Here is a 22,756-nt window from a genome sequence, read left to right on the forward strand (position 1 = left end):
GGAGGAGGTCATGTCGCTCCCTGTCCCCGCGGACCTGTCGCTGGCGAGCTTCGACAGCTGCTTCCTCGCCAAGATCCGCAACCTCTTGCTCACCAGCGTCGACATCGGCGCCCACGAGGTGGGACGACGCGTCACCCGCGCCCCGCTCGACTGGACTCCCGCCGAGAACGGCAGTTTGACCGACCCACGCTCTTGAGACGGCACCCAAGTCCGCGATGAGCGGGCTTGTCGCCTGCGTCGCAACCCACCTGACACTCCATCAAAAACGGCCACGGCCCGAGCCCAAGCCGGGCTGCTCCTGGCCCGGCAGGTTCAAACAGTCGCTAGACATAGGTCCGCCACCCCCTTGGCCTGCACTTATTCGCTCCAGGGCCCAAAGAGCGGCGAATTCGACCCGGATTCGACCCCACGGCCTCATTTCACGGCGACGCGCACGCCTGATCAGCGATGACGCAACTTCTGCCGCTGTACCAACGAATTATGGAAGCTTAATCACCACAAGAGCCCCAATTAGGATTAGCTTCGTAAGTCGACAACCCTGAAGCGGACACGCAGCCCAGCGATGCAGACACAGTGCCGCGTGTTGGCCCGAGCCCATCCCGACTCAACCCCCCGAGGGACTACGTACCCCGAACAGGCGTTTTACCGATCTGCTTCCGTGGGGCGGAAGAGTTATTGCGGCGCGGTGACGCCTTTCCGGACGATGTCGCCATCACCCAACGACGGGAGCCGCAGCCATGCCGCACATGACGAGTTTCGCCAGGAACCAGTGGTACGTCGCCGCCTACAGTCAGGAGGTGGGGCGTGAGCTGCTCGGGCGGACGATCCTCGGGGAACCCCTCGTGTTCTACCGGGCGGAGGAGGACGGCACGCCCGTCGCCCTCAGCGACCGCTGTGTGCACCGCCGTTACCCGCTGTCGGAGAGCGGGCTCGACGGCGACCGGATCGTGTGCGGGTACCACGGCTTCACCTACGACCGGACCGGCGCGTGCGTGTACGTGCCGGGGCAGAAACGCATTCCGCGCACCGCCCGGGTCACCTCCTACCCGGTGGTCGAGCAGGACTCGCTGGTGTGGGTGTGGATCGGCGACCCGGCGCTCGCCGACGCGGACACCATCCCGCGGGCCCGGCACCTCGACTCCCCCGGCTGGCTGACCGTGCGGGGCATGGAACCCATCGACGCCGACTACGGCCTCCTCGTCGACAACCTCCTCGACCTGTCCCACGAGACCTATCTGCACGGCGGCTACATAGGCACCCCCGAGGTCGCCGAGACGCCGATCACCACCGAGGTCGACGAGGGCGCCGGGATCGTGCGGGTCAGCCGGCACATGGACGACGCCGAGTGCCCGCCGTTCTACGCCCGTTCGACCGGGATCGAGGGGCGGATCACCCGCTGGCAGGACATCGAGTACCACGCGCCCTGCCTGTATCTGCTGCACAGCCGGATCGCGCCGGTCGGCGTGGGGCCGGAGGCCGACGGCAGCGACCCGAACGGCTTCCACACCGAGATCACCTATGCGATCACCCCGTCCTCGGACGGCAAGGTGTACGACTTCTGGATGGTCTCCCGGGACTGGGCGACCGACGACGCCGAGGTCACCGAGTTCCTGCGGGGCAACAACCACACGGTGGTCATGCAGGACGTGAACGCCCTCAACCTCCTGCAGCGGACGCTGGGTTCGGAGCGGGCCGGCTACCAGGAGCTGAGCATCAACATCGACACCGGCGGCCTCGCCGCCCGCCGCATCCTCGCCCGGCTGGTCGAGGAGGGCGACAAGCCCGTGGAGAAGGTCCTGTGACCGCACCGACCAGTGAGACCGGTGCGTCGGGTGCGACTGGTGCCACCGGTGAGATCTACCGCATCGACTGGCTGCCGGGCACCGACGTCCTGCACGGCACCTGTCACTGCGGCGCCGAGCACTCCGCCCAGGACCCGGTCGAGATGTGGGAGTGGATGCTCGGCCACCCCGAAGGCCACCAGCCCCCGGAGCGCACCGCATGAGCCTCTACGAAGCCGAACTGGTCGTCAGCGAGAGGGAGTCGGCGGCCGACGGTGTCGTCGCCCTCACCCTTCGGCACCCCTTCGGCGAGGATCTTCCGGGCTGGGAGCCGGGGGCGCACGTCGACGTCGTGCTGGGGCCGGGCCTCGAGCGCCAGTTCTCGCTCTGCGGGGATCCCGGGGACCGGTCCGGCTGGCGGATCGCGGTGCTCAGGGAACCGGACGGGCGGGGTGGATCCGCCCACGTCCACGAGCAGGTGGGCGTCGGCGACAAGGTGCGGGTGCGCGGTCCGCGGAACCACTTCCGGCTCGAGCCCGCACCCCGCTACCGGTTCGTCGCGGGCGGCATCGGCATCACCCCGATCCTGCCGATGCTCGCCGCCGCCGAGGCCGCGGGCGCCGAGTGGACGCTGCTGTACGGCGGCCGGAGCCGTCGGTCCATGGCGTTCACCGGTGAGTTGGCGCGGTACGGGGACGAGCGGGTCACCGTCGCCCCGCAGGACGAGACGGGACTGCTGGACCTGGCCGCCGTACTCGACGACATCCCGGACGGCACCCTCGTGTACTGCTGCGGTCCTGGGCCGTTGCTGGACGCGGTGGAGGGGCGCTGTCCGGCCGGTGTGCTGCGGATCGAGCGGTTCCAGCCGAAGGCCCAAGAGGCGGGCGAAGACCAGGAGTTCGAGGTCGTCCTCGCGCAGAGCGGCCGTACCCTCACCGTCGCGCCCGGCGTCTCCGTGCTCGACACCGTCCGGGCCGCCGGGGTCGAGGTGCTCTACTCCTGCACCGAGGGCACCTGCGGGACGTGCGAGACGGATGTCCTCGAAGGCGACCCGGACCACCGGGACTCGGTGCTCACCGAGGAGGAGCGGGCGGCCGGGGAGACCATGCTCATCTGTGTGTCGCGGTGCCGGGGGACGCGCCTGGTGCTGGATCTGTGATCCGCAGGTCCGCCTCGATCGCCGCCACGGCCGCCCGGAGCCGCGGCAGCAGATCGCGGCGGACCGTCGTGGCGGACATCCGGCCGGAGTGCACCGCGAGGCTCACCCCGGCCACCACCTGGCCGCTCCGGTCCCGGACCGGGGCGGCCAGCGTCGTCACGCCGTCCTCGGGGTCGCCGTCGAGCAGCACGTACTCCTCGGCGCGTTCGGCTTCCGATACGCAGGCCAGCATCGCGCTTCCCACCGCCGTACCGCGCGCCGGGAAGCGCGCCCCCACCGCGACGGCCGCCGCCATGACCCGCCGGGCCGGCACCTGGGCGACGCACACCACCACGTCCCCGTCCAGGACGAGCAGCGCGGCCGACTCCCCCACCAGGGCCGCGAGTCGCTCCAGGTGCGGGGCGGCGAGGCGCGGCAGGTCGAGACCGGAGAGGTAGGCGTAGCCGAGTTCCAGGATGCGCGGGGTGAGGCGGAACAGGCGGCCGTCCGAGTGGACGTAGCCCAGGTCCGCAAGCGTGAGCAGCAGGCGGCGGGCGGCGGCGCGGGTCAGACCGCAGGCGCGGGCCACCTCGCTGAGCGTGCGCGCCGGATGCTCGGCGTCGAAGGCGCGGATGACGGCCAGGCCGCGCTCGAAGGACCTCACGAAGTGCGGTGCGCGGGCGTTCACAGGCGTCATCGCCTCCCCGGTCCGACATGGCCGACACCCGAACACGGTGAGAGCGCGGTTCGATAACTGTCAACAATTTTGTCAGCCAAACCCATTGACCCGCTCCTCCGGCCGGTTCTACCGTCCCGCTCAGCACCCCCGCTCGAGCACCACTGTGCGCAGTGCGCACAGCCTGTCGGAACACCGTTGTCTGCACAGGAGGAGCCATGCGTCGTCTGCTCGCCGGTCTCGCGACCGGCACCTTCCTGCTCGCCACGGCGGCCTGCGGCTCCTCCGGGGGCTCGTCGTCCACCACCGGCTCGTCGGGCGGCACCACCACCGTCAAGGTGGGGATCATCCCCATCGTCGACGTGGCACCCCTCTATCTCGGCCAGAAGGAGGGCTTCTTCGGCAAGCGCGGCCTGAAGCTGTCGACGACCCTCGCGCAGGGCGGCGCGGCCATCGTGCCGGGGGTGACGAGTGGTCAGTTCCAGTTCGGGTTCTCCAACGTGACCTCGCTGATGATCGCGCAGTCCAACGGCGTCCCGGTGCAGGCGATCGCCAACGGCGTGGCCTCGACCGGCGTGGCCGGCCAGGACTTCGGCGGGCTGGTCGTGAAGAAGGGCAGCGGCATCACGTCGCCGAAGCAGCTGGAGGGCAAGAAGGTCGCCGTCAACACGCTGAAGAACATCAACGAGACCGCCGTGCGCGAGTCCGTGCGCAAGGCGGGCGGTGACCCGGACAAGGTGAACTTCGTCGAGCTCGCCTTCGACCAGATGCCGGCCGCGCTCGACAAGGGCCAGATCGACGCGGCGATGGCCGTCGAACCGGCCCTTGCGACGATGAAGCTCCAGGGCGCGACCGAGATCGCCTCACCGCTGGTCGACGTGGCGCAGAACCTCACCGTCGCCATGTACTTCACGTCGACGTCGTACGCGCAGAAGAACCCGGCCGTCGTGAAGAAGTTCCAGGAGGCCGTCGCGGAGTCGCTGTCCTACGCGGACGCGCACCCGGACGAGGCCCGGCAGATCGTCACCACCTACACCAAGACCCCGGCGGACGTGCTGGCCAAGGTGACCCTGCCCAAGTGGCCCGCCGAGGCGAACCGTTCCTCGATCGAGACGCTGGAGAAGCTCAGCGAGCAGGACGGCCTCTTCAAGACGGCCCCCGACCTGGACAAGCTGCTGCCGTGACCAAACCCGTGAAGGGTCTGAACACCGCGCTGGGTGCGGCCGGGCTCGTGGCCTTCCTCGCCCTCGGCGAGGCGGTGCCGCGGCTCGGCCTGGTCAAGGCGGACTACTTCCCGCCGACCAGCCGGATCGCCCGCGCCCTCGGCACCGAACTCGCCGACAGGGCCTTCTGGTCGGCGCTCGGCGACACCCTCACCGGCTGGGCGGTGGGCCTGGCCGTCGCGGTCGGCGCCGGCATCGTGGCCGGGGTCGTCCTCTCGGTCGTCCCGCACCTGCGCGCGGCCACCGCCTCCACGATCGAGTTCCTCCGCCCGATCCCCTCGGTAGCTCTGATCCCCCTCGCGATCCTCCTCTACGGCACCGAACTCCGCTCGGTCCTCCTGCTCGTCGTCTACGCCTCCTTCTGGCAGGTGCTGATCCAGGTGATGTACGGCGTCCAGGACGTCGACCCGGTCGCCGAGGAGACGGCACGGTCGTACGGGCTCGGCACCTGGGCCCGGGTCCGCCACGTGCTGTGGCCGACCGCCCTGCCGTATGTGATGACCGGCGTCCGGCTGGCCGCCGCGGTCGCGCTGATCCTCACCATCACCGCCGAACTGGTCATCGGCGCACCGGGGTTGGGGCAGCAGATCGCGGTGGCCCAGGCCTCGCAGGCGGTGCCGGACATGTACGCGCTGATCGTGGTGACCGGCCTGCTGGGGCTGGTCGTCAACGTGGGCGCGCGGTCGGTTGAGCGGCGGGCGCTGGCCTGGCACCAGTCGGTGCGCGGGGAGGTGGCGGTGTGAGGAACGTACTGCTGAAGGCCGGGTACGTCCTCGTCCTGCCCGCGGTCCTGGTCGCGCTGTGGTGGCTGGCCTCCGCCGGCAGCACGAACGTCTACTGGCCGCCCCTGCGCACGATCCTGAAGACCTTCCCGGAGGTGTGGACCGGTGAGCGGCTCCGCGACGACCTGCTGCGCAGCGTGCTGCGGCTGCTCGCCGGATACGCGACGGCGGCCGTCGTGGGCGTGGCCCTGGGCACGGTCATCGGCTCGTACCGGCGGGTGCGGGCGGTGTGCGAACCGGTCCTGGAGTTCCTGCGGGCGGTGCCGCCGCCGGTGCTCGTCCCGGTCATCATGCTGTTCGCGGGCATCGGCGACGGCATGAAGATCATCGTGATCGCCGGCGGCTGCGTCTGGCCGATCCTGCTGAACACGGTCGAGGGCGTGCGGGCGGTCGACCCGGTGATGGCGGAGACGGCCCGTTCCTACGGCATCACGGGCGCGGCCCGGCTGCGTACGCTGGTACTGCGTTCGGCGAGTCCGCAGATCTTCGCGGGCCTGCGGCAGGCGCTGTCGATCGGGATCATCCTGATGGTCATCAGCGAGATGTTCGCGGCCAGCAACGGGCTCGGTTTCTCCATCGTGCAGTTCCAGCGCGAGTTCGCGATCCCCGACATGTGGACCGGGATCCTGCTGCTGGGCCTGCTCGGCTTCGGGCTGTCGGTGGTCTTCCAGGTGGTCGAGCGGCGGGTGCTCGGCTGGTACCACGGGCTGCGCGCGACAACCCGGCGGTCCTGAATGATCCTCGCGAAGGGGCGGTCCATGCTCGACGTACGCGGCCTGAGGAAGGTCTACGACGGATCCGGCCGCCGCGTCGAGGCGGTGCGGGATCTCACCTTCACCGTGGAGGCGGGCGAACTCGTCTGTCTGGTCGGCCCGTCGGGCTGCGGCAAGACCACCCTGCTGAAGTGCATGGGCGGCCTGCTCACCCCGACCGGCGGTGAAGTCCTCCTGGAGGGGCGCAAGGTGACCGGGCCGCCGCCCGGGATGGCTTTCGTGTTCCAGGAGTACGGGCGCAGCCTGTTCCCCTGGATGCGGGTCGCCGAGAACGTCGAACTCCCGCTGAAACAGAAGCACTTGCCGCGCGAGCGGCGCAAGGAGCTGGTCGTCGACGCGCTCGGCTCGGTCGGTCTCGCGGACGCCGCCGGCGCCTACCCGTGGCAGCTCTCGGGCGGCATGCAGCAGCGGGTGGCGATCGCGCGCGCCCTCGCCTACGAGCCCCGGGTACTGCTCATGGACGAGCCGTTCGCCGCCGTCGACGCCCAGACCCGGGCCGATCTGGAGGACCTGGTCCGGAGGCTGTGGCGGGAGCGCGGGATCACGATCCTGTTCGTCACCCACGACATCGACGAGGCGGTCTACCTGGGCCGGCAGGTGATCGTCCTGTCCGCCTCCCCGACCGTCGTCCAGGAGCAGCTGAAGGTCGATCTGCCGGACGAGCGCGACCAGTTGCACACCCGGGTCGCCCCGCGCTTCGCCGAACTGCGGACCCACGTCTACGAGCAGATCCAGGCGGCGAAGCGCGGGGTTCCCCGGGGGGAGGGCCCGGTCACGAAGTCAGATACGCCTCCACTTCACTGAACTGGCCCGCCGGCCAGCCGTTGTTCGCGGTGACGGTCAGCCGCAGGTAGCGCAGGTTGGTGGAACCGGGCAGCGGCACGGTGACGGTGTTGCCCGTCGCCGGGTCGAAGCGGTAGCCCGTGGAGCCCACCACGGTCGAGTAGTTCGACCCGTCGGTGCTGCCGAGCACGGTGATGGTCTGGGTGCGTGCGGCCCAGGCCGAGGACGGAGGCAGCTTCAGCACCAGACGCCGGGCCGCGTAGGAGGAGCCGAGGTCGACGGTCAGCGACTGCGGGAAGGCGTTGTTGGCGGACTCCCAGTAGCTGTTCGCGTCGCCGTCGACCGCCTTGCCGGGCGTGTAGACGTCCTGCGAGCCGGTGGCGGTCGCCGGGCGGCCCTTGGCGAGGTTGCGGTTCGGGTCGGGGTCGGGGTTGCCCTGTCCGGGCGTCGGCCAGGTGGAGCAGTCCGACCAGGTGCCGGCCCAGCCGGAGTTGCCGCCGCCGTCGGTGAGCGCGAAGGAGCCGGAGTTCGCCGGGTAGGGGCAGTTGTAGATGCCGGCCGCGCCGACTCCGGTGGCGGTGACGTTGCGGAAGGTGGCGGCGCCCTGCGCCTCGGCCTGGACCACGACCGTGCCGGTGTTCTGCACGGTCGCGCCGGTCACGTTGACGTTCCGGACCGGGTAGCCCTGTCCGCCGCCGGAGACGAACTCGAAGGCGCCGTAGGGGCTGTTGGTGATCGTGGTGTTGGTGATGTCGACGGTGGCGTTGATGGCGCTGTCGTAGGAGTCGACGCGCAGCGCGCCCGTCGGGTGGTTCCAGTTGGGGTTCATCGCGCCGGTGCGCACGAGGGTGTTGCCGTCGACCGTGATGGTGCCGGACAGCGGGGCGAACGGGTCGAGGAACTTCTGGTTGGAGATGGCGATACCGCTGCCGAGGGCGTTGGTGTCGGAGATCAGGTTGTTCCTCACCGAGAGGTCGGTGCCGCCGTAGATGGCGATGCCGTTGGCCAGGTTCGGCTGGGAGATGGTGTTGTTCGTGAAGCCGGAGTTGGTGTCGGGCGAGTTCAGGGACCACATGGCGAGGGAGTCGTCGCCCTGGTTGCGCAGGAAGTTGTTGCGGACCTGGACGCCGTGGGCGTTGCCGTTGAGGTTGAGGCCGTCGGCGGTGGTGTCGAGGATGCGGTTGTTCTCGACGACGAGGTTGTCGTTGTTGCCCGTCAGCCAGAACCCGCACTTCACGTGCTGGATCCACATGCCGGAGACCGAACTGTTCGGGCCGAGCGAGCCGTTGACGAAGTTGTCCGGGTTGGAGTCGACGCGTTCGGTGACCTCGCCGATGACCGCGAAGTTGCTGATGTGGACGTTCCCGGAGGAGCTGGACTGGTCGATGAACCGGGAGGTGTGCACGACCGAGTACCAGCTGCCGGCGCCGAGCAGGGTCACGTTCTGTACGCCGCTCAGGGAGGACGTCAGCCTGTAGTCGCCCGGCGGGATCCACACCGTCCCGCCCTGGGCGGCGGAGATGGCGTCCCGGAAGGCCTGGGTGGAGTCGCCGTTGCCGCTGGGGTCGGCGCCCTTGGAGACCACGGAGACCGACCCGGCGGGCTGCGTGGCGGCCCCGGCCACCTGCTCGAAGTCGGCGACGTCCACGGTGACTTGGGTACCGGTGGACTCGAAGGCGACCTTGTCACCGGCCTGGATGTTCCGGCCGAGCAGCAGCCGGGCGTTGTCGAAGAAGTGGTGCTGCTTGGCGCCCGCGATCCAGCCGGTGTCGACGTAGGAGTACTTGGAGGTGACTGCGAGGGTCTTCGCGAGCTTGACCCCGTTGACGTACACGTTCAGGGTGCCGGTCTGGCCGTCGGGAACGCTGTAGGAGAGGTTCACGGCGTTGGACGCCTGGGGTGCGGTGAACTCGACCCGCTGCCCGGAGGTGAGGCGCACGGCCTGGCGGCCGGAGGCCTCGGAGGCGAGGGTGCCCTGGGTGTAGTCGGGGCCGATCCTGGTGCCGGTGGTGGTCGCCGCCTCCGCCTCGGCCGAGGTGAAGGGGAGGCTCGCGCCCGCGGCCGCGTGGGCGGCGGGCGCGAGGGCGACGAGCATGCCCGCGGCGAGCGCCACGGCAGCGGCCGCGGCTGGCATGCTCCTGACAGCTCTGCCTGTGGTGTGCTGCATGTGCTGATCCCTTCGGGTGTGGGGGGACGGGGATAGCGCGAGCGGTACCGGCGGCTCAGGTCGTCAGCCAGGCCGCCGTGTCCTGCGGCAGCCGGCCCGCGTCGTCCAGCGGGCCACTGCTGAGCAGGAGCCGGGCGTGTGCGGGGAGTTCGGCGGGTGTGGCGGCGAGGTTGACCACGCAGGTCACGCCGTCGGCGCGGGTGAAGGCGAGGACGCCCTCGGGGGCGGGCAGCCAGGTCAGCGGCCCGTCGCCGAAGCGCGGGCGCAGGGCGACGGCGCGCCGGTAGAGGGCGAGCATCGAGTCGGCGTCGTCCTGCTGCCGGTCGACCGCGTACGACGCCCAGCCGGCCGGCTGCGGCAGCCACGGCTCCTCGCGTGAGCCGAAGCCCGCGTACGGCGCCCCGGCCGCCCAGGGCAGCGGCACCCGGCAGCCGTCCCGGCCGGGGTCGGTGCCGCCGGACCGGAAGTACATCGGGTCCTGGATGCGGTCGGCCGGGATCTCGGCCTCGGGCAGCCCCAGCTCCTCGCCCTGGTAGATGTACACCGCGCCGGGCAGGGCCAGGGAGAGCAGGGCGGCCGCGCGGGCCCGGCGGGTGCCGAGGGCGAGGTCCGTCGGGACGCCGAAGGCCTTGGCCGCGAAGTCGAAGGCGGTGTCCTCACGGCCGTACCGGGTGGCCGTGCGGGTCACGTCGTGGTTGCACAGCACCCAGGTGGCGGGGGCGCCGACCGGGGCGTGCTCGGCGAGGGTGGTGTCGATCGAGTTCCGCAGCCGGGCCGCGTCCCAGGGGCAGGACAGGAAGGAGAAGTTGAAGGCGGTGTGGAGTTCGTCGGGGCGCAGGTAGCGGGCGAAGCGTTCGGCGTCGGGGAGCCAGACCTCGCCGACGAAGACGCCGTCGTAGGCGTTGGCGACCGCGCGCCAGGAGCGGTAGATGTCGTGGAGTTCGTCGCGGTCGACGAAGGGGTGGGGGTGCGGGTGCGAGGCCAGGTCGGGCAGGTCCGGGTCCTTGGCGAGCAGGGCGGCCGAGTCGATGCGGACGCCCGCGACGCCCCGCTCGAACCAGAAGCGCAGGATGTCCTCGTGCTCCTGGTGGACGGCCGGGTGGGCCCAGTTGAGGTCGGGCTGTTCCGGCGTGAAGAGATGCAGGTACCACTCGCCGTCGGGCAGCCGGGTCCAGACCGGTTCGGTGGAGCCGACGAACTGCGAGGGCCAGTCGTTGGGCGGGAGGTCGCCGTTCGGGCCGCGGCCGGGGCGGAAGTGGAACAGTTCGCGCTCCGGGCTGCCCGGCCCGGCGGCCAGCGCGGCCTGGAACCAGGGGTGCTGGTCGGAGACGTGGTTGGGGACGATGTCGACGATCGTCCGGATGCCCAGCTCGCGCGCCTCCGCGATGAGTTTCTCGGCCTCGGCGAGGGTGCCGAAGGCCGGGTCGATGGCCCGGTAGTCGGCGACGTCGTAGCCGCCGTCCTTCATGGGTGACGGGTACCAGGGGCTGAACCACAGTGCGTCCACGCCGAGTTCGGCGAGGTACGGCAGCCTGGCGCGGACGCCCGCGAGGTCGCCGGTGCCGTCGCCGTCGTTGTCGGCGAAGCTGCGGACGTACACCTGGTAGATGACGGCCGAACGCCACCAGTCCTGGTCCTTCGGGGCATGGCTGGGCTGTCCCACTGGGCGAACCTTTCTGTCGGAAGGAAGGGCCGTCAGCCCTTGGTGCTGCCCGCGCTGATCCCGGCGATGATGTGCCGCTGGAAGACGAGGAACAGCGCGACCATCGGGATGCTGGCGATCACCATCGCGGCGATGAGCACGGTGAGCTGGATGTTCTGCGACAGCTGGACCAGGGCCACGCTGATGGGCTGCTTGTCGGTGTCGGAGAAGACCATCAGCGGCCACAGGAAGTCCTGCCAGACCGCGACCAGGGCGAAGATCGACACGACCCCGAGGACCGGACGGGACATGGGCAGGACCACGGACCAGAGGATGCGCAGCTTTCCGGCGCCGTCGATCTCGGCGGCCTCCAGCACGTCGCGGGGCAACTGGTCGAAGAACCGCTTGAGGAGGTAGAGGTTGAAGGCGTTGGCGACGGCCGGCAGCCAGATGCCGAGCGGGTCGTTGAGCAGGCTGGTGTGGATGAACGGCAGGTCGGCGGCGGTCAGGTACTTGGGTACGACCAGGGCCTGGGCCGGCACCATCAGGGTGGCCAGGATGCCGCCGAGGATCACCTTGCCGAAGGCCGGCTTCAGCTTCGACAGGGCGTAGGCGGCGGCCGTGCAGAACACCAGCTGGAAGGCCCAGGCGCCGGCCGCCTGCACCACCGTGTTCCACAGGTGCTCCGGGAGCTGCATCAGGTCCCAGGCGTCGGTGTAGCCGGACAGGTGCCAGTGCTCGGGAATGATGGTGGGCGGGGTCTGGGCGACCTCGTCCGGCGACTTCATCGCCCCGGTCACCATCCAGTACACGGGGAACAGGAAGGCGAGCGCGAAGAGGACGACGACACCGGTGAAGACGCTCCAGTAGATCGCCCTCCCCCGCGGACGGGCCAGGGTCGCCGGGGAGATCAGGGTGCGGGTGGCGCTGCTCATCCGTCCTCCCCGGACCGGGTCAGCCGCAGGTACACGGCCGAGAAGATGCCGAGCAGCACCAGGAGCATCACGCTGAGCGCGCAGGCGCCGCCGAAGTCGTTGTAGAGGAAGGCGTACTTGTAGATCAGGTAGAGCACGGTGACCGTGGCGTTCTCCGGGCCGCCACCCGTGATCACGAACGGTTCGGTGAACACCTGCATGGTCGCGATGATCTGAAGCAGCATCAGCATGAGGATGACGAACCGGGTCTGAGGGATCGTCACGTGCCGGATGCGCTGGAGGAGATGCGCACCGTCGAGTTCGGCAGCCTCGTAGAGCTCGCCGGGGATGGACTGGAGGGCGGCCAGGTAGATCAGGACGGTGCCGCCCATGTTGGCCCAGGTGGCCACGATCACCAGGGAGACGAGCGCGGTGCCGGTGCCGTTGGTCCAGTTCGAGGTGGGCAGGTGCAGGAAGCGCAGGGTCTCGTTGGCGAGGCCGGCGCCCGGGTCGTAGAACCACTTCCACAGCAGGGCGCTGACCACCGGCGGGATCATCACCGGAAGGTAGACCACGACCCGGAAGAACGCCTTCGCGTGCCGCAGTTCGTTGAGGACCAGGGCGAGGACGAACGGGATCGCGAAGCCGATCAGGAGGGCCAGCACCGTGAAGGTGAGGGTGTTCCGCCAGGCCGCCGAGAACTCCGGGTCGTGCAGGACCCGGGTGAAGTTGGCGGTGCCGACCCACTCGGCGGACGAGCCCGGCGTGTACTTCTGGAAGGAGATCACGACCGCGCGGATCGCCGGGTACCAGGAGAACAGGGCGAAGCAGATCAGTCCGCCGAGCAGGAAGGCATAGGCACGGGCCTGGTCGATGGTCCGGCGCCGCCTCCGGTCCCCTGCCGGGGGCGGCGCCGGGGTCTGTCGGGCGCCGACCGCCGCCGGGGCAGGTCGGTGCTCGGCCGTCTTGGTCATCGCGGTCAGCCCCGGGCCAGGATGCCGTCGATCTTGTCGTTGGCGTCCTTGAGGAGCTGGTCGATGTCGGCGTCCTTCTTGGTGAGGACGGCGGAGACGGTGCCGTCGAGGACGGAGTAGATCTGCTGGGCGTCCGGCGGCTCGATCTTCATCTGCAGGGACTGGTTGCCGTCCAGGAACGCCTGGTAGTTCTCGACCGGCACGTTGGCGTTGGCCTTCTTGACCGCCTGGTCCTTGGCGTCGGCGGCGCCGGTGAACAGGCGCGGCTCGGGCAGGCCGACGGGCGCGTTGTTCTTCTTGGCGCGGGCGTAGTCGCCGAGGAAGCCGTCACCGGGGGTGAGGAACATGGAGTCGAGCCACTTGAGGCCGGCGCGGATCTGGGCCGGGGTGTCCTTCTTGTTGAACATGTAGCCGTCGCCGCCGATGAGGGTGCCCTTGCCGCCGGGCATCGGGCCGAGGGCGAGGTCCTTGTAGTTGCCGCCCTTCTCCTTGACCAGGATCGGGATGTTGTCCGGCGCCGAGAGGTACATGCCGAGCTTGCCCGAACCCATCATCTGCTGCACGTCGTTGATGATCAGCAGCTGCTTGCTGCCCATCGAGTTGTCCGTCCAGCGCATGTCGTGCAGGTTCTGCAGGACGGCGTGGCCCTCGGGGGTGTCGACGGTCGCCGACTTGCCGTCGGCCGACACCACGTCGCCGCCCTGCGAGTACATCTCCGCGGTGAAGTGCCAGCCGCCCTGGTTCTGCGCGCTGTAGTCGGCGTACCCGACGGTGCCGTTGCCGAGCGCGGCGATCTTCTTGGCGTCGGCGCGGACCTCGTCCCAGGTGGTCGGCGGCTTGTCGGGGTCCAGTCCGGCCTGCTGGAAGAGCTTGCGGTTGTAGATCAGGCCCATCGAGTAGCCGGTGCGCGGGATGCCGTAGACCTTGCCGTCGACGGTGTAGATGTCCCGCAGCTGCTTCTGGATGGTGTCGTAGCTCTTGAGCTCCTTGAGGTACGGCGTGAGGTCGGCCGCCTGGTTGATGTCCACGACGTGCTTGGCGTCGGTGAAGTACGTGTAGAACACGTCCTCCATCTGGCCGCCGGCGAGCTTGGCGTCGAAGGTCTTCGGATCCTGGCAGGGGAACGCGTCGTGCGCGACGACGTCGATGTCCGGGTTCTTCTTCTCGAAGTCGGCGATGTCCTGCTCGAAGAACGACCGGTCGACCTTGGCGCTCTTCGGCGGCTCGCAGTTGACGGTGATACGCGTCTTGCCGCTGCCCGCGTCGTCGTCGCCCGACCCGCAGGCCGTGGCGGAGAGCGCGAGCGAGGAACAGACGCCGAACGCGACGAGAGCACGGCGGAACCCGGTGCTGGACATCGGTGGACCCCCCAGAACAGGAGCAGTTGGGCGCCGCACCGGGACCGGTGGGCGCCGCACACTCAAGCACCGGCAGCACCGCCGCGCAAGATGTCACGCAGAATCTGTAATTATTCGACAGCAGACTGGCTCTGCTGGATCTCAGGCTTTCGGCGCTTGCGCGGTCGACCCCCTCACGACCAGCTCCGGCTCGAACAGCAGCTCCTCCGCCGGTACGACCGTGCCGCCGATCTGGGCGTTCAGCAGCTCGACGGCGGCCCGGCCCATGGCCTCGATGGGCTGGCGGACGGTGGTGAGCGGGGGCTCGGTGCAGTTCATGAACGCCGAGTCGTCATAGCCGACGACCGAGACCCGGGAGGGCACCTCGTACCCCTTGCGGCGGGCCGCGCGGACGGCACCGAGAGCGAGCGGGTCGCTCGCGCAGATGATGCCGGTGACGCCCCGGTCGATCAGCCGGGACGCAGCCGCGTGGCCGCCCTCGATGGAGAAGATCGCACGGGCCACGAACTCGTCGGGCACGTCCCCGATCGCCCGCGCGGCCGCCAGTTTCCGGGCCGAGGGCACGTGGTCGCCGGGGCCGAGGACCAGGCCGATGCGCTCGTGCCCCAGGGAGGCGAGGTGGCGCCAGGCCTGCTCCACCGCCACCGCGTCGTCGCAGGACACGCCCGGGAAGCCGAGGTGCTCGATGGCCGCGTTGACCAGCACCACCGGGATGTTGCGGTCGGCGAGCAGCCGGTAGTGGTCGTGCGGCGCCTCGGCCTGGGCGTAGAGCCCGCCGGCGAACACCACGCCGGAGACCTGCTGTTGCAGCAGCAGCTCCACGTAGTCCGCCTCGGAGACCCCGCCCTTGGTCTGCGTGCACAGCACGGGCGTGAGGCCGAGCTGGGCCAGGGCGCCGCCGATGACTTCGGCGAACGCCGGGAAGATGGGGTTCTGCAGCTCGGGCAGGACCAGACCGACAAGCCGGGCGCGCTCGCCGCGCAGTTGGGTGGGGCGCTCGTAGCCGAGCACGTCGAGGGCCGAGAGCACCGCCTGCCGGGTCGCCTCGGAGACCCCTGGCTTGCCGTTGAGCACCCGGCTGACCGTGGCCTCGCTGACCCCGACCTTCTTGGCAACTTCCGCAAGTCGTCGCGTCATGCACGCAAGAGTAGCGTAATTTACGCAAGCCGTTTGCGTAACGGTCCAGGAAGCGGGATCAGACGCGGCTCGCGGTCGCGGTGTCCGCCGAAAGCCGTTGCGCGACGTAGATCGGGACGACGGACAGCAGGACGAGCACCGCCGCCACCACGTTCACCACCGGAGCCTGCTGCGGGCGGGTCATGTTGTCGAAGATCCACAGCGGCAGCGTCTGGACGCCCGGTCCGGCGGTGAAGGTGGTGACCACGATCTCGTCGAAGGAGAGCGCGAAGGCGAGCAGTCCGCCCGCCAGCAGCGCCGAACGCACCAGCGGGAAGGTGACGTCGACGAAGGCGCGGAAGGTGTCGGCGCCCAGGTCGGCCGCCGCCTCCTCGTAGCTGCCGGAGGTGCGGCGCAGCCGGGCGACGACGTTGTTGAAGACGATCACCACGCAGAAGGTGGCGTGTCCGACGACCACGGTGAACAGACCGAGCCCGACCCCGAGTGGCTCCAGGACCGTGCTGAACGCCGAGTTGAGGGCGATGCCGGTGACGATGCCGGGCAGCGCGATCGGCAGCACGACCACGAAGGAGAGCGCGTCCCGCCCGAAGAAGCGGTACCGGGCGACGGCGAAGGCGACCAGGGTGCCGAGCACCAGGGCGATGGCGGTGGCGCCGAGTCCTGCCTTGACCGAGGTCCACAACGCCTCACGGGCCCCGGAGCTGCGCCAGGCTGCCGACCACCAGCGGGTGGTCAGGCCGGGTGGGGGCCAGCTCGCGCTGCGGTCGGGGTTGAGGGAGTTGACGAGGACCAGCAGCAACGGCACGTAGATCACGGCGAAGCCGAGGCCGGCGGCGAGGCGCAGGGCGACTCGGGCGGGCCGGGAGAGTGTCATGTGTGACATGTGACATAGCACCCTGTTGTCAGAGGCTGCTCAACGCCCCCGTCCGCCGCATCGCCAGCAGGTACAGCACGATGACGACGACCGGGACGGTGGCGAGGGCGGCGGCCATGGGCAGGTTGAGTTCGATGTTGGCGTAGACGAGGTTGCCGATGAGCTGGGTCTTGCCGCCGACGATCTGCACGGTGATGTAGTCGCCGAGGCTGAGCGAGAACGTGAACACCGATCCGGCGGCGACCGACGGCAGCACCATCGGCAGCACCACGGACCGGAAGGTCCGCCCGGCACGGGCGCCCAGGTCGGCCGACGCGTCGAGGAGGTTGTCGGGCAGCTGCTCCAGCGCGGTGTGGATCGGCAGGATCATGTAGGGCAGCCACAGGTACGTCAGCGTCAGCACGGTGGCCGGCAGCCCGAAGCCCGGCCCGCTCAGTCCGAACGGCTTCAGCAGCCAGTCGGCGAGCCCGCCCTCGGACAGGATCAGCCGCCACGCGTACACCTTGACCAGGTAACTCGCCCACAGCGGCGTGAGGATGGCGACCACGAGCAGCGGGCGCCGGCTCGGCTTGGCGACCCGGGCGGTGTAGAAGGCGACCGGGAAGGCGAGCACCGCGCACAGGGCGGTCACCGCGAGGGCGACGCCGACGCTGCGCAGGATCACCTGCCGGAACACGGGCGTGGTGAACAGCTCGTGGAAGTTGTCGGTCGACCAGACCTTGACGACCTCGGAGGTGAAGGAGTCCGTCGTCCAGAACGCGGAGACGAACAGCACGGCCAGCGAGCCGAGGTAGAGCACGGCCAGCCACAGCAGCGGGGCGGTCAGCAGCAGCGCGAGGCGGAGCCGGGGGCGCCGGTGCAGCGCCCCCGCGGTCCGGGTGAGCAGGGCCATGGGTCAGCCCTTGATCTCGGTCCAGGCCTGCACCCACTTGGCGTACGGCACGCACTTGACGTCGGTGCGGCCGTCCAGGCACTGCTCGATGGGCGTGTTCCAGAAGGCGATGTTCTTCCAGTAGCTCTCGTCGGCCGCGTGGTAGGTGGTGCAGAAGTTCTTGTCGCTGGTCAGCTCGCAGGCCTTGGCGTTGGCCGGGGCCTCGCCGAAGTACTCGGCGACCTCGGCGTTGACCTTCGGGGAGACGATCCAGTTCAGCCATTTGTAGGCGCAGTTGGGGTGTTTGGCCTTGGCGGAGACCATCCAGGTGTCGGACCAGCCGGTGGAACCCTCCTTGGGCACGAAGGCCCTGACCTTGGCGCCCTCGTCGGCGGCCAGGTTGGCGATGACCTGCCAGCTGGTGCCGATGACGGAGTCGCCGCTCTTGAAGGCGGAGATCTCCTTGAGGTAGTCGCTCCAGTACTCGCCGATGTCCGCGTTCTGCTGCTTCAGCAGGGCGACGGCCGCGTCGAACTGCTTCTGGTCGAGCGCGTAGGGGTCCTTGATCTTCAACTCGGGCTTGGTGGCCTTGAGGTACAGGGCCGCGTCGGCGATGTAGATCGGCGAGTCGTACGCGGTCACATGGCCCTTGTACCTCCCGGCGTCGTCGAAGACGGCCGACCAGGAGGTGGGCGCGGGGCTGACCTTCTGGGTGTTGTACATCAGCAGGTTGGCGCCGCGGCCGTGCGGGATGCCGTACATCTGGCCCTTGACCGAGTTCCAGGCGCCGTTCTTGAGGCCGCTGAAGACGTCCTTGTAGTTCGGTACGAGCTTCGTGTTGACCGGGGCCGCGTCGCCGGAGGCGATCAGCCGCAGGGAGGCGTCACCGGAGGCGGAGACGGCGTCGTACTGGCCGGTCTTCATCAGCTTGACCATCTCGTCGGAGCTGGCGGCGACCTTGGAGTTGACCTGGCAGCCGGTCTGCTTCTCGAAGTCGGTGACCCAGTCCACCTTGGGGTCGTCTGAGCCGTCCTCGACATAGCCGGCCCAGGCGATCAGGTTGACCTCGCCCTCGGACCTGCCCAGCTTGGCCAGGGGTTTGAGGTCGGGCGGGTTGAGGCCGGTCGAGGAGCCGGAGCCGGAGGAGCCGCAGGCGGTGGCGGCCAGCAGCAGCGCGGCGACGGCGGCGGCCGCGGTGAGGGGACGGGTGAGGCGCACGGCGTTCTCCATACGTGAGGGACGGCGGATCCGGACGTGGGGGACGACGGGTCAGTCGGGGACGTGGACGGTGTGCCGGCGCTGCCAGCGCAGCCGGACGCGGGTGCCGCGGTAGGCGGCGACCTCCGCGGCGGAGGTGTCGAGGTTCTGCTGGAGCGCGGTGAGCCGGCCGCCGCCGTCCAGGTCGACCAGGAAGCGGGTGGCGTCGCCGAGGTAGACCACCTCGGCGACGGTGCCGAGGGCGGTGGCGTGCCCTTCCGCGTCCGGGGCGGCGGTCTCGTCGAGGACCCGGATCTTCTCCGGACGGATGCTGTGGGTGCCGCTCTCGCCGAGCACGCGCAGGGCCGCCTCGCCGGTGAGCAGGTTCGAGGTGCCGACGAAGGAGGCGACGAAGGCGGTGGCGGGGCGTTCGTAGATCTCGGCGGGGGTGCCGACCTGTTCGATGCGGCCCTGGTGGAAGACGGCGACGCGGTCGCTCATCGTCAGGGCCTCCTCCTGGTCGTGGGTGACGAAGACGAAGGTGATGCCCACCTCCCGTTGCAGGGCCTTGAGTTCGATCTGCATCTGCTCGCGCAGCTTGAGGTCGAGGGCGCCGAGGGGTTCGTCGAGGAGCAGCACGCGGGGGCGCCCGACGAGGGCGCGGGCCAGGGCGACGCGCTGGCGCTGGCCGCCGGAGAGCTGGGACGGACGGCGGGCGCCGTAGCCGTCGAGGCGGACCTCGGCGAGGGCCTTGCGGGCCCGGACCAGGCGTTCGGCCTTGGGGACGCCCCGGACCTTGAGGGAGTAGGCGACGTTCTGCTCGACGCTCATGTGCGGGAACAGGGCGTAGTCCTGGAAGACGGTGTGCACGTCCCGTTCGAAGGGGGCGCGGCGGGTGACGTCCTGACCGGCGAGTTCGATCGTGCCCGAGGTGGGGGTCTCGAACCCGGCGATCAGGCGCAGCACGGTGGTCTTGCCGGAGCCGGAGGGGCCGAGCATCGAGAAGAACTCGCCGTCCCGGATCTCCAGGTCGACCCCGGCCACGGCGTTCGTGTCGCCGAACGACTTCCGCAGATCCCGCAACCGGATCGCGCTGGCCTCCATGGGCGGGAACCTCTCTGCCGTTCTCTTGCGTTGCACCTGGTGACCGGAAAGATATGAAGCCATAGTTCATATCTCAAGACCCTTCCGAGGTAAAGGTTGGGTCAACGCATAGGGTGGTGGGCCGTGAGACAGCACCAGACGGTCGGCGGTGCCCGAAAGGCCGTCTTCGCCCCGGTGGACAGCGGGGCCCGGGTCGACGCCGTCGTACGCCGGATCGGCGACGCCATCGAGCTCGGCCTGCTCGCCGACGGCGAGCAGCTGCCCGGCGAGACCGAGCTGGCCGGACAGCTCGGGGTGTCCACGGTGACCCTGCGCGAGGCGCTGATGGCACTGCGCCAGCAGGGTCTGGTCGTCACCCGCCGGGGCCGGGGCGGTGGCAGCTTCGTGTCCTCACCCGCGGTGCCCGACCGGGAGCGGCTCACGGAGCGCCTGCGCGGCTGGAGCCCCGAGGAGCTGCGGGACCTCGGCGACCACTGGGCGGCCCTGTCCGGCACCGCCGCCGACCTCGCCGCGCAGCGCACCGAGGACCACGACCTCGACCAGCTCCGCCGGACCACCGAGGAGCTGCGCGCGGCGCCGGACGCGGCGGCGCGCAGCCGGGTGTACGGCCGCTTCCACGTGGAGCTGGCCGCCGCCGCCCAGTCGGCCCGGCTCACCCGGGAACAGGTCGCGCTCCAGACGGAGATCGGGGCGCTGCTGTGCCTTGTGCTCGGCGACGACGAATATCGTGAAGAGGTGGCGGACCGTCACCGGTCCGTAATCTCCGGCGTGCAGGATGGGGCGCACGCATCGGCCAGGGAGCTGGCCGAACGGTGCGTACGGGACTCGACGGCTCGGCTCATCGCCCTGCGGCTGGCCCTGTAGCCGCGCCGCGCCCGCTCCCCCGTCCGCTGGAGGGCACCATGAGCCGCAGCACCGTCCCCTCCGGTCCGGCGGCGGCCACGCTCGACGCCGCCGAGGAGTACGTGGCCGCCCGGGTCGGCCACGCCCTGGAGGCGGTGTTCGACGCCGTCGCGGCCACCCGCGCCGACACGACCGCACTGCTGGCCCGGGTGGCCGCCGAGGGCCGCCGCCCGGTGACCGCGGACCTGGCCGCGCTCCGCCCCGGGCTCCACCTGCGCCTGGCCCGCCAGGAGTTGGTCTCCGGCGTCGGATTCGTGGCCGCGCCGGGGGTGCTGGCCGACGTCCCGGCGTGGCTGGAGTGGTGGCAGAGCGACGCCTCCGGGGACGTACGGCCGCTCCTCCTCGACCTTGACCCGCGCACCTCGGCCTACTCCGACTACACGCACTGGGACTGGTTCGCGCTGCCCCGGGAGACCGGGCGGCGGGCGGTGGCCGGGCCGTACGTCGACTACCTCTGCTCGGACGAGTACAGCCTCACGCTGTCCGCGCCGGTGGAGGTCGGCGGCCGGTTCCTGGGCGTGGCCGCGGCCGACGTGTACCTGCGGCACTTCGAGGCGGCCGCGCTGCCGCTGCTGCGCGAACTGCCCGGACCCGCGCGGCTCGTCAACGCCAGGGGCCGGGTGGCGGCGTCGGCGGACCCGGCGCAGCTGGCCGGTTCGCTGGCCAAGGGGCCGGACTTCGCGGCGGTTCTGGAGAGCGGGCGGCCGGGAACGTTCGGCGGGCTTCGGCTGGTGCCGTGCCGGGGTGTGCCGCTGGTCCTGGCCGTGGCGGGCGGATGAGACCGGGATGAGGCGGGGGCGAGGCAGGGCCGGGACCTCGCCGGCGTCCGGCCCGGCGCCGTCGGCGACCTGAACGCCGACGGTGCCGGGTCAGCCTTCGGGGGCCGGGACGACGGTCAGATGGGCGCCCAGGCCGCCGGGCCGCCGGGAGCGGCGCGGGGCGGCGGGGCGGGGGACGGCGCGCAGCACCAGGGTGTAACGCGCGTAGCCCATGTCCTTGAGGGTCTTGGGGGTTTCGCCGACGACCCGGCACTCGGTGGCGCCGAGCAGCGGGTCCGGGTGCAGCAGCGACCGGACGGCTCCGTCGAGCTGTGCGCCGTCCTCGCCGACCGCGCGCAGCCAGTGCGGCAGGCCCTGCCGGAAGGCGGCCTCCATGATCGGGTCCTGGGCGATCTCCCGGCGGATCGACTGGAGTTCGTGATCGTGGCCGTACTGCTCCAGGGTGGTCTTGAACTGCGCCAGCAGCGGCAGGCACCAGCCCGCCTCGTGGGCGCCGAGAATCGTCCCGGCATCCGGGTGGAACAGGACGAAGCGCAGGAAGTTGTCCCCGGGCATCGCGGTGGGATGCGGGGCGACCGCCCGGAAAAGTGTCTCGAACGCGCCGTTGGCGAGCACCACGTCCCAGCGGTGGTCCACCACCAGGGACGGGAAGGGGACGGCGTCCAGCAGTAGCGCGTAGTCCTGGAGGTACGCCTGGGCCTCAAGGCTTTCGGGGACGGGCCGCGGCGCCGGTCGCCGCCCACCTGCCTGATATGCCATCGGGAGGTCACCCCTCTTGCCTATGCGGCCTTCTCGCGGCGATGTGATCCTGCTGCCCCACCCTGAGTCATGTCAACTATCGTGGCATTTCATGCCTGTTGACGTCCGAAATTGGCCACAGTTGTGGCTAGACCTGGATGTGAGTTCGAATCACCCGCTAATCTCCGGGGGGTTCGTGCCGGCGCCGGACACTTCACGGCGCAGCTTGTGAGAAGCCCCTGATTCCCCTGAGAGACGTAGGAGTTCTGTCGGTGACGGATGGCTACGAGGATCCGGGCGCCACGGCGACCGCCCAGCTGCCGGCCGCCGTCGACCGCGTCACCGCGCTCGCCGACCGGCTCGGCGTCCCGCACGCCCAGGTCTTCCACGTCGGACGCCTCTCCCACGCCTGCGGTGTCCCCGAGCCCGTCGTCCGGGCCCTGCTGACCGGCCGTCCGGCGGGTGAACCCGACGTCCAGGCCCGCTTCCTGCAACGCCTCGACCTGCTGCGCCGCACCCGGCTCAAGCCGAACGGCCGCAAGCACACCCAGCAGGAGATCGCCGACGGCGCGGGCATGTCCCGGCAGCAGGCCGGCGCCCTCATCAACGGTGACCGGCGGCCGACCATGGAGCACTGCGACGCCCTCCAGCGCTTCTTCCGCGTGCACGCGGGGTTCCTCACCGCCGAGGACCCCGAGGCCCTCGCCGGCGCCCTGCAGCGCGTCGAGCAGGAGCTGTTGCAGAAGCTGGCCGACCGGGAGCGGGCCGCGGCCGAGGCCGCCGAGGACCCGCTGGAGCGGCTGCTGCAGGACCACGGGGTGCGCGGCATCGCCTGGCGGGCCGCCCAGCTGCCCACCGACCAGCACCGGGACAAGGTCGCGGAATGGCTGGACATGCTCCTGGAGAGCGTCAAGCGACCCGAGTCGTGAGCCGAGAGTCGTG

At 70.4% G+C, this 22,756-nt stretch carries 23 protein-coding genes; 11 read left to right on the forward strand and 12 right to left on the reverse strand.

Translation table 11 applies throughout. The features are described 5' to 3' along the window. Window positions 1-10 precede the first annotated feature (10 nt). The 4 genes from ACFY0P_RS33070 (at window position 11) to ACFY0P_RS33085 (ending at window position 2,940) form a co-directional block, all read left to right on the forward strand. A complete protein-coding gene (locus ACFY0P_RS33070; RefSeq protein ID WP_388921378.1) occupies window positions 11-196 on the forward strand; it encodes a hypothetical protein in 186 nt (61 codons plus the stop codon). A gap of 541 nt (window positions 197-737) precedes the next feature. After that, window positions 738-1,802, forward strand: coding sequence for a Rieske 2Fe-2S domain-containing protein (locus ACFY0P_RS33075; RefSeq protein WP_388921381.1), 1,065 nt, complete (start codon window positions 738-740; stop codon window positions 1,800-1,802). Next, window positions 1,799-2,005, forward strand: a complete 207-nt coding sequence (locus ACFY0P_RS33080; RefSeq protein WP_388921384.1) for a hypothetical protein — start codon at window positions 1,799-1,801, stop codon at window positions 2,003-2,005. Before ACFY0P_RS33075 ends, ACFY0P_RS33080 begins: the two co-directional genes overlap by 4 nt. Continuing rightward, window positions 2,002-2,940: a PDR/VanB family oxidoreductase gene (locus ACFY0P_RS33085; protein ID WP_388921387.1), complete on the forward strand. Its 939-nt coding sequence runs from the start codon at window positions 2,002-2,004 to the stop codon at window positions 2,938-2,940. The genes ACFY0P_RS33080 and ACFY0P_RS33085 overlap by 4 nt, the downstream gene beginning before the upstream one ends. Here the strand turns inward: ACFY0P_RS33085 and ACFY0P_RS33090 are convergent. Continuing rightward, the gene (locus tag ACFY0P_RS33090) at window positions 2,891-3,616 is read right to left on the reverse strand and encodes a helix-turn-helix domain-containing protein (protein WP_388921390.1); all 726 of its coding nucleotides are present in this window, start codon (window positions 3,614-3,616) and stop codon (window positions 2,891-2,893) included. The genes ACFY0P_RS33085 and ACFY0P_RS33090 overlap by 50 nt on opposite strands. A 197-nt stretch (window positions 3,617-3,813) precedes the next feature. Here ACFY0P_RS33090 and ACFY0P_RS33095 point away from each other — a divergent pair, with 197 nt between their 5' ends. Genes ACFY0P_RS33095 through ACFY0P_RS33110 form a run of 4 tightly spaced genes read left to right on the forward strand, consistent with a single transcriptional unit; the run spans window position 3,814 to window position 7,177 of the window. Further along, complete coding sequence (locus tag ACFY0P_RS33095) at window positions 3,814-4,779, forward strand: ABC transporter substrate-binding protein (protein WP_388921393.1); 966 nt, start codon at window positions 3,814-3,816, stop codon at window positions 4,777-4,779. A gap of 8 nt (window positions 4,780-4,787) precedes the next feature. Continuing rightward, window positions 4,788-5,561 (forward strand): ABC transporter permease, encoded by a 774-nt coding sequence (locus tag ACFY0P_RS33100; RefSeq protein ID WP_388921673.1) that lies wholly within the window; start codon window positions 4,788-4,790, stop codon window positions 5,559-5,561. Next, a complete protein-coding gene (locus tag ACFY0P_RS33105; RefSeq protein WP_388921396.1) occupies window positions 5,558-6,334 on the forward strand; it encodes an ABC transporter permease in 777 nt (258 codons plus the stop codon). Before ACFY0P_RS33100 ends, ACFY0P_RS33105 begins: the two co-directional genes overlap by 4 nt. A 24-nt stretch (window positions 6,335-6,358) precedes the next feature. Continuing rightward, window positions 6,359-7,177 (forward strand): ABC transporter ATP-binding protein, encoded by an 819-nt coding sequence (locus ACFY0P_RS33110; RefSeq protein WP_388921399.1) that lies wholly within the window; start codon window positions 6,359-6,361, stop codon window positions 7,175-7,177. Here ACFY0P_RS33110 and ACFY0P_RS33115 read toward each other — a convergent pair. From ACFY0P_RS33115 to ACFY0P_RS33160, 10 genes are all read right to left on the reverse strand, one after another. After that, window positions 7,146-9,290 carry a discoidin domain-containing protein gene (locus ACFY0P_RS33115; RefSeq protein WP_388921402.1) on the reverse strand — a complete coding sequence of 715 codons (2,145 nt, stop codon included), beginning with the start codon at window positions 9,288-9,290 and terminating at the stop codon, window positions 7,146-7,148. The two genes, ACFY0P_RS33110 and ACFY0P_RS33115, sit on opposite strands and share 32 nt — an antisense overlap. Before the next feature lie 88 nt (window positions 9,291-9,378). After that, on the reverse strand, window positions 9,379-10,986 hold the full coding sequence (locus ACFY0P_RS33120) for a glycoside hydrolase family 13 protein (RefSeq protein WP_388921406.1): 1,608 nt from the start codon (window positions 10,984-10,986) through the stop codon (window positions 9,379-9,381). A gap of 32 nt (window positions 10,987-11,018) precedes the next feature. Continuing rightward, the gene (locus tag ACFY0P_RS33125; protein ID WP_388921409.1) at window positions 11,019-11,900 is read right to left on the reverse strand and encodes a carbohydrate ABC transporter permease; all 882 of its coding nucleotides are present in this window, start codon (window positions 11,898-11,900) and stop codon (window positions 11,019-11,021) included. Continuing rightward, on the reverse strand, window positions 11,897-12,853 hold the full coding sequence (locus ACFY0P_RS33130) for a carbohydrate ABC transporter permease (RefSeq protein WP_388921412.1): 957 nt from the start codon (window positions 12,851-12,853) through the stop codon (window positions 11,897-11,899). The genes ACFY0P_RS33125 and ACFY0P_RS33130 overlap by 4 nt, the downstream gene beginning before the upstream one ends. Window positions 12,854-12,858: 5 nt before the next feature. Continuing rightward, window positions 12,859-14,211: an ABC transporter substrate-binding protein gene (locus ACFY0P_RS33135; RefSeq protein WP_388921415.1), complete on the reverse strand. Its 1,353-nt coding sequence runs from the start codon at window positions 14,209-14,211 to the stop codon at window positions 12,859-12,861. 141 nt (window positions 14,212-14,352) lie between these two features. Continuing rightward, a complete protein-coding gene (locus tag ACFY0P_RS33140; RefSeq protein WP_351496220.1) occupies window positions 14,353-15,348 on the reverse strand; it encodes a LacI family DNA-binding transcriptional regulator in 996 nt (331 codons plus the stop codon). Window positions 15,349-15,406: 58 nt separating this feature from the next. Further along, complete coding sequence (locus ACFY0P_RS33145; RefSeq protein WP_388921676.1) at window positions 15,407-16,222, reverse strand: ABC transporter permease; 816 nt, start codon at window positions 16,220-16,222, stop codon at window positions 15,407-15,409. Between the two features lie 28 nt (window positions 16,223-16,250). Then, complete coding sequence (locus ACFY0P_RS33150) at window positions 16,251-17,114, reverse strand: ABC transporter permease (RefSeq protein ID WP_351716685.1); 864 nt, start codon at window positions 17,112-17,114, stop codon at window positions 16,251-16,253. A gap of 3 nt (window positions 17,115-17,117) precedes the next feature. Beyond that, on the reverse strand, window positions 17,118-18,311 hold the full coding sequence (locus ACFY0P_RS33155) for an ABC transporter substrate-binding protein (protein WP_388921419.1): 1,194 nt from the start codon (window positions 18,309-18,311) through the stop codon (window positions 17,118-17,120). 51 nt (window positions 18,312-18,362) lie between these two features. Continuing rightward, window positions 18,363-19,394: an ABC transporter ATP-binding protein gene (locus tag ACFY0P_RS33160; protein ID WP_388921422.1), complete on the reverse strand. Its 1,032-nt coding sequence runs from the start codon at window positions 19,392-19,394 to the stop codon at window positions 18,363-18,365. Window positions 19,395-19,517: 123 nt separating this feature from the next. Here ACFY0P_RS33160 and ACFY0P_RS33165 point away from each other — a divergent pair, with 123 nt between their 5' ends. Together ACFY0P_RS33165 and ACFY0P_RS33170 are read left to right on the forward strand one after the other, a co-directional pair. Beyond that, window positions 19,518-20,258, forward strand: coding sequence for a FadR/GntR family transcriptional regulator (locus ACFY0P_RS33165; RefSeq protein ID WP_388921425.1), 741 nt, complete (start codon window positions 19,518-19,520; stop codon window positions 20,256-20,258). Between the two features lie 38 nt (window positions 20,259-20,296). Next, complete coding sequence (locus ACFY0P_RS33170; RefSeq protein WP_388921428.1) at window positions 20,297-21,076, forward strand: cache domain-containing protein; 780 nt, start codon at window positions 20,297-20,299, stop codon at window positions 21,074-21,076. Between the two features lie 90 nt (window positions 21,077-21,166). On the opposite strand, the gene ACFY0P_RS33175 is transcribed toward ACFY0P_RS33170, so the two are convergent. Continuing rightward, the gene (locus tag ACFY0P_RS33175) at window positions 21,167-21,835 is read right to left on the reverse strand and encodes a hypothetical protein (protein WP_388921431.1); all 669 of its coding nucleotides are present in this window, start codon (window positions 21,833-21,835) and stop codon (window positions 21,167-21,169) included. Window positions 21,836-22,086: 251 nt separating this feature from the next. Between ACFY0P_RS33175 and ACFY0P_RS33180 the strand changes: the two genes are divergently transcribed. After that, a complete protein-coding gene (locus ACFY0P_RS33180) occupies window positions 22,087-22,743 on the forward strand; it encodes a helix-turn-helix domain-containing protein (RefSeq protein WP_388921434.1) in 657 nt (218 codons plus the stop codon). Window positions 22,744-22,756: the final 13 nt, after the last annotated feature.

The organism is Streptomyces sp. NPDC001714 (genome assembly GCF_042892755.1).
GTDB lineage: Bacteria > Actinomycetota > Actinomycetes > Streptomycetales > Streptomycetaceae > Streptomyces.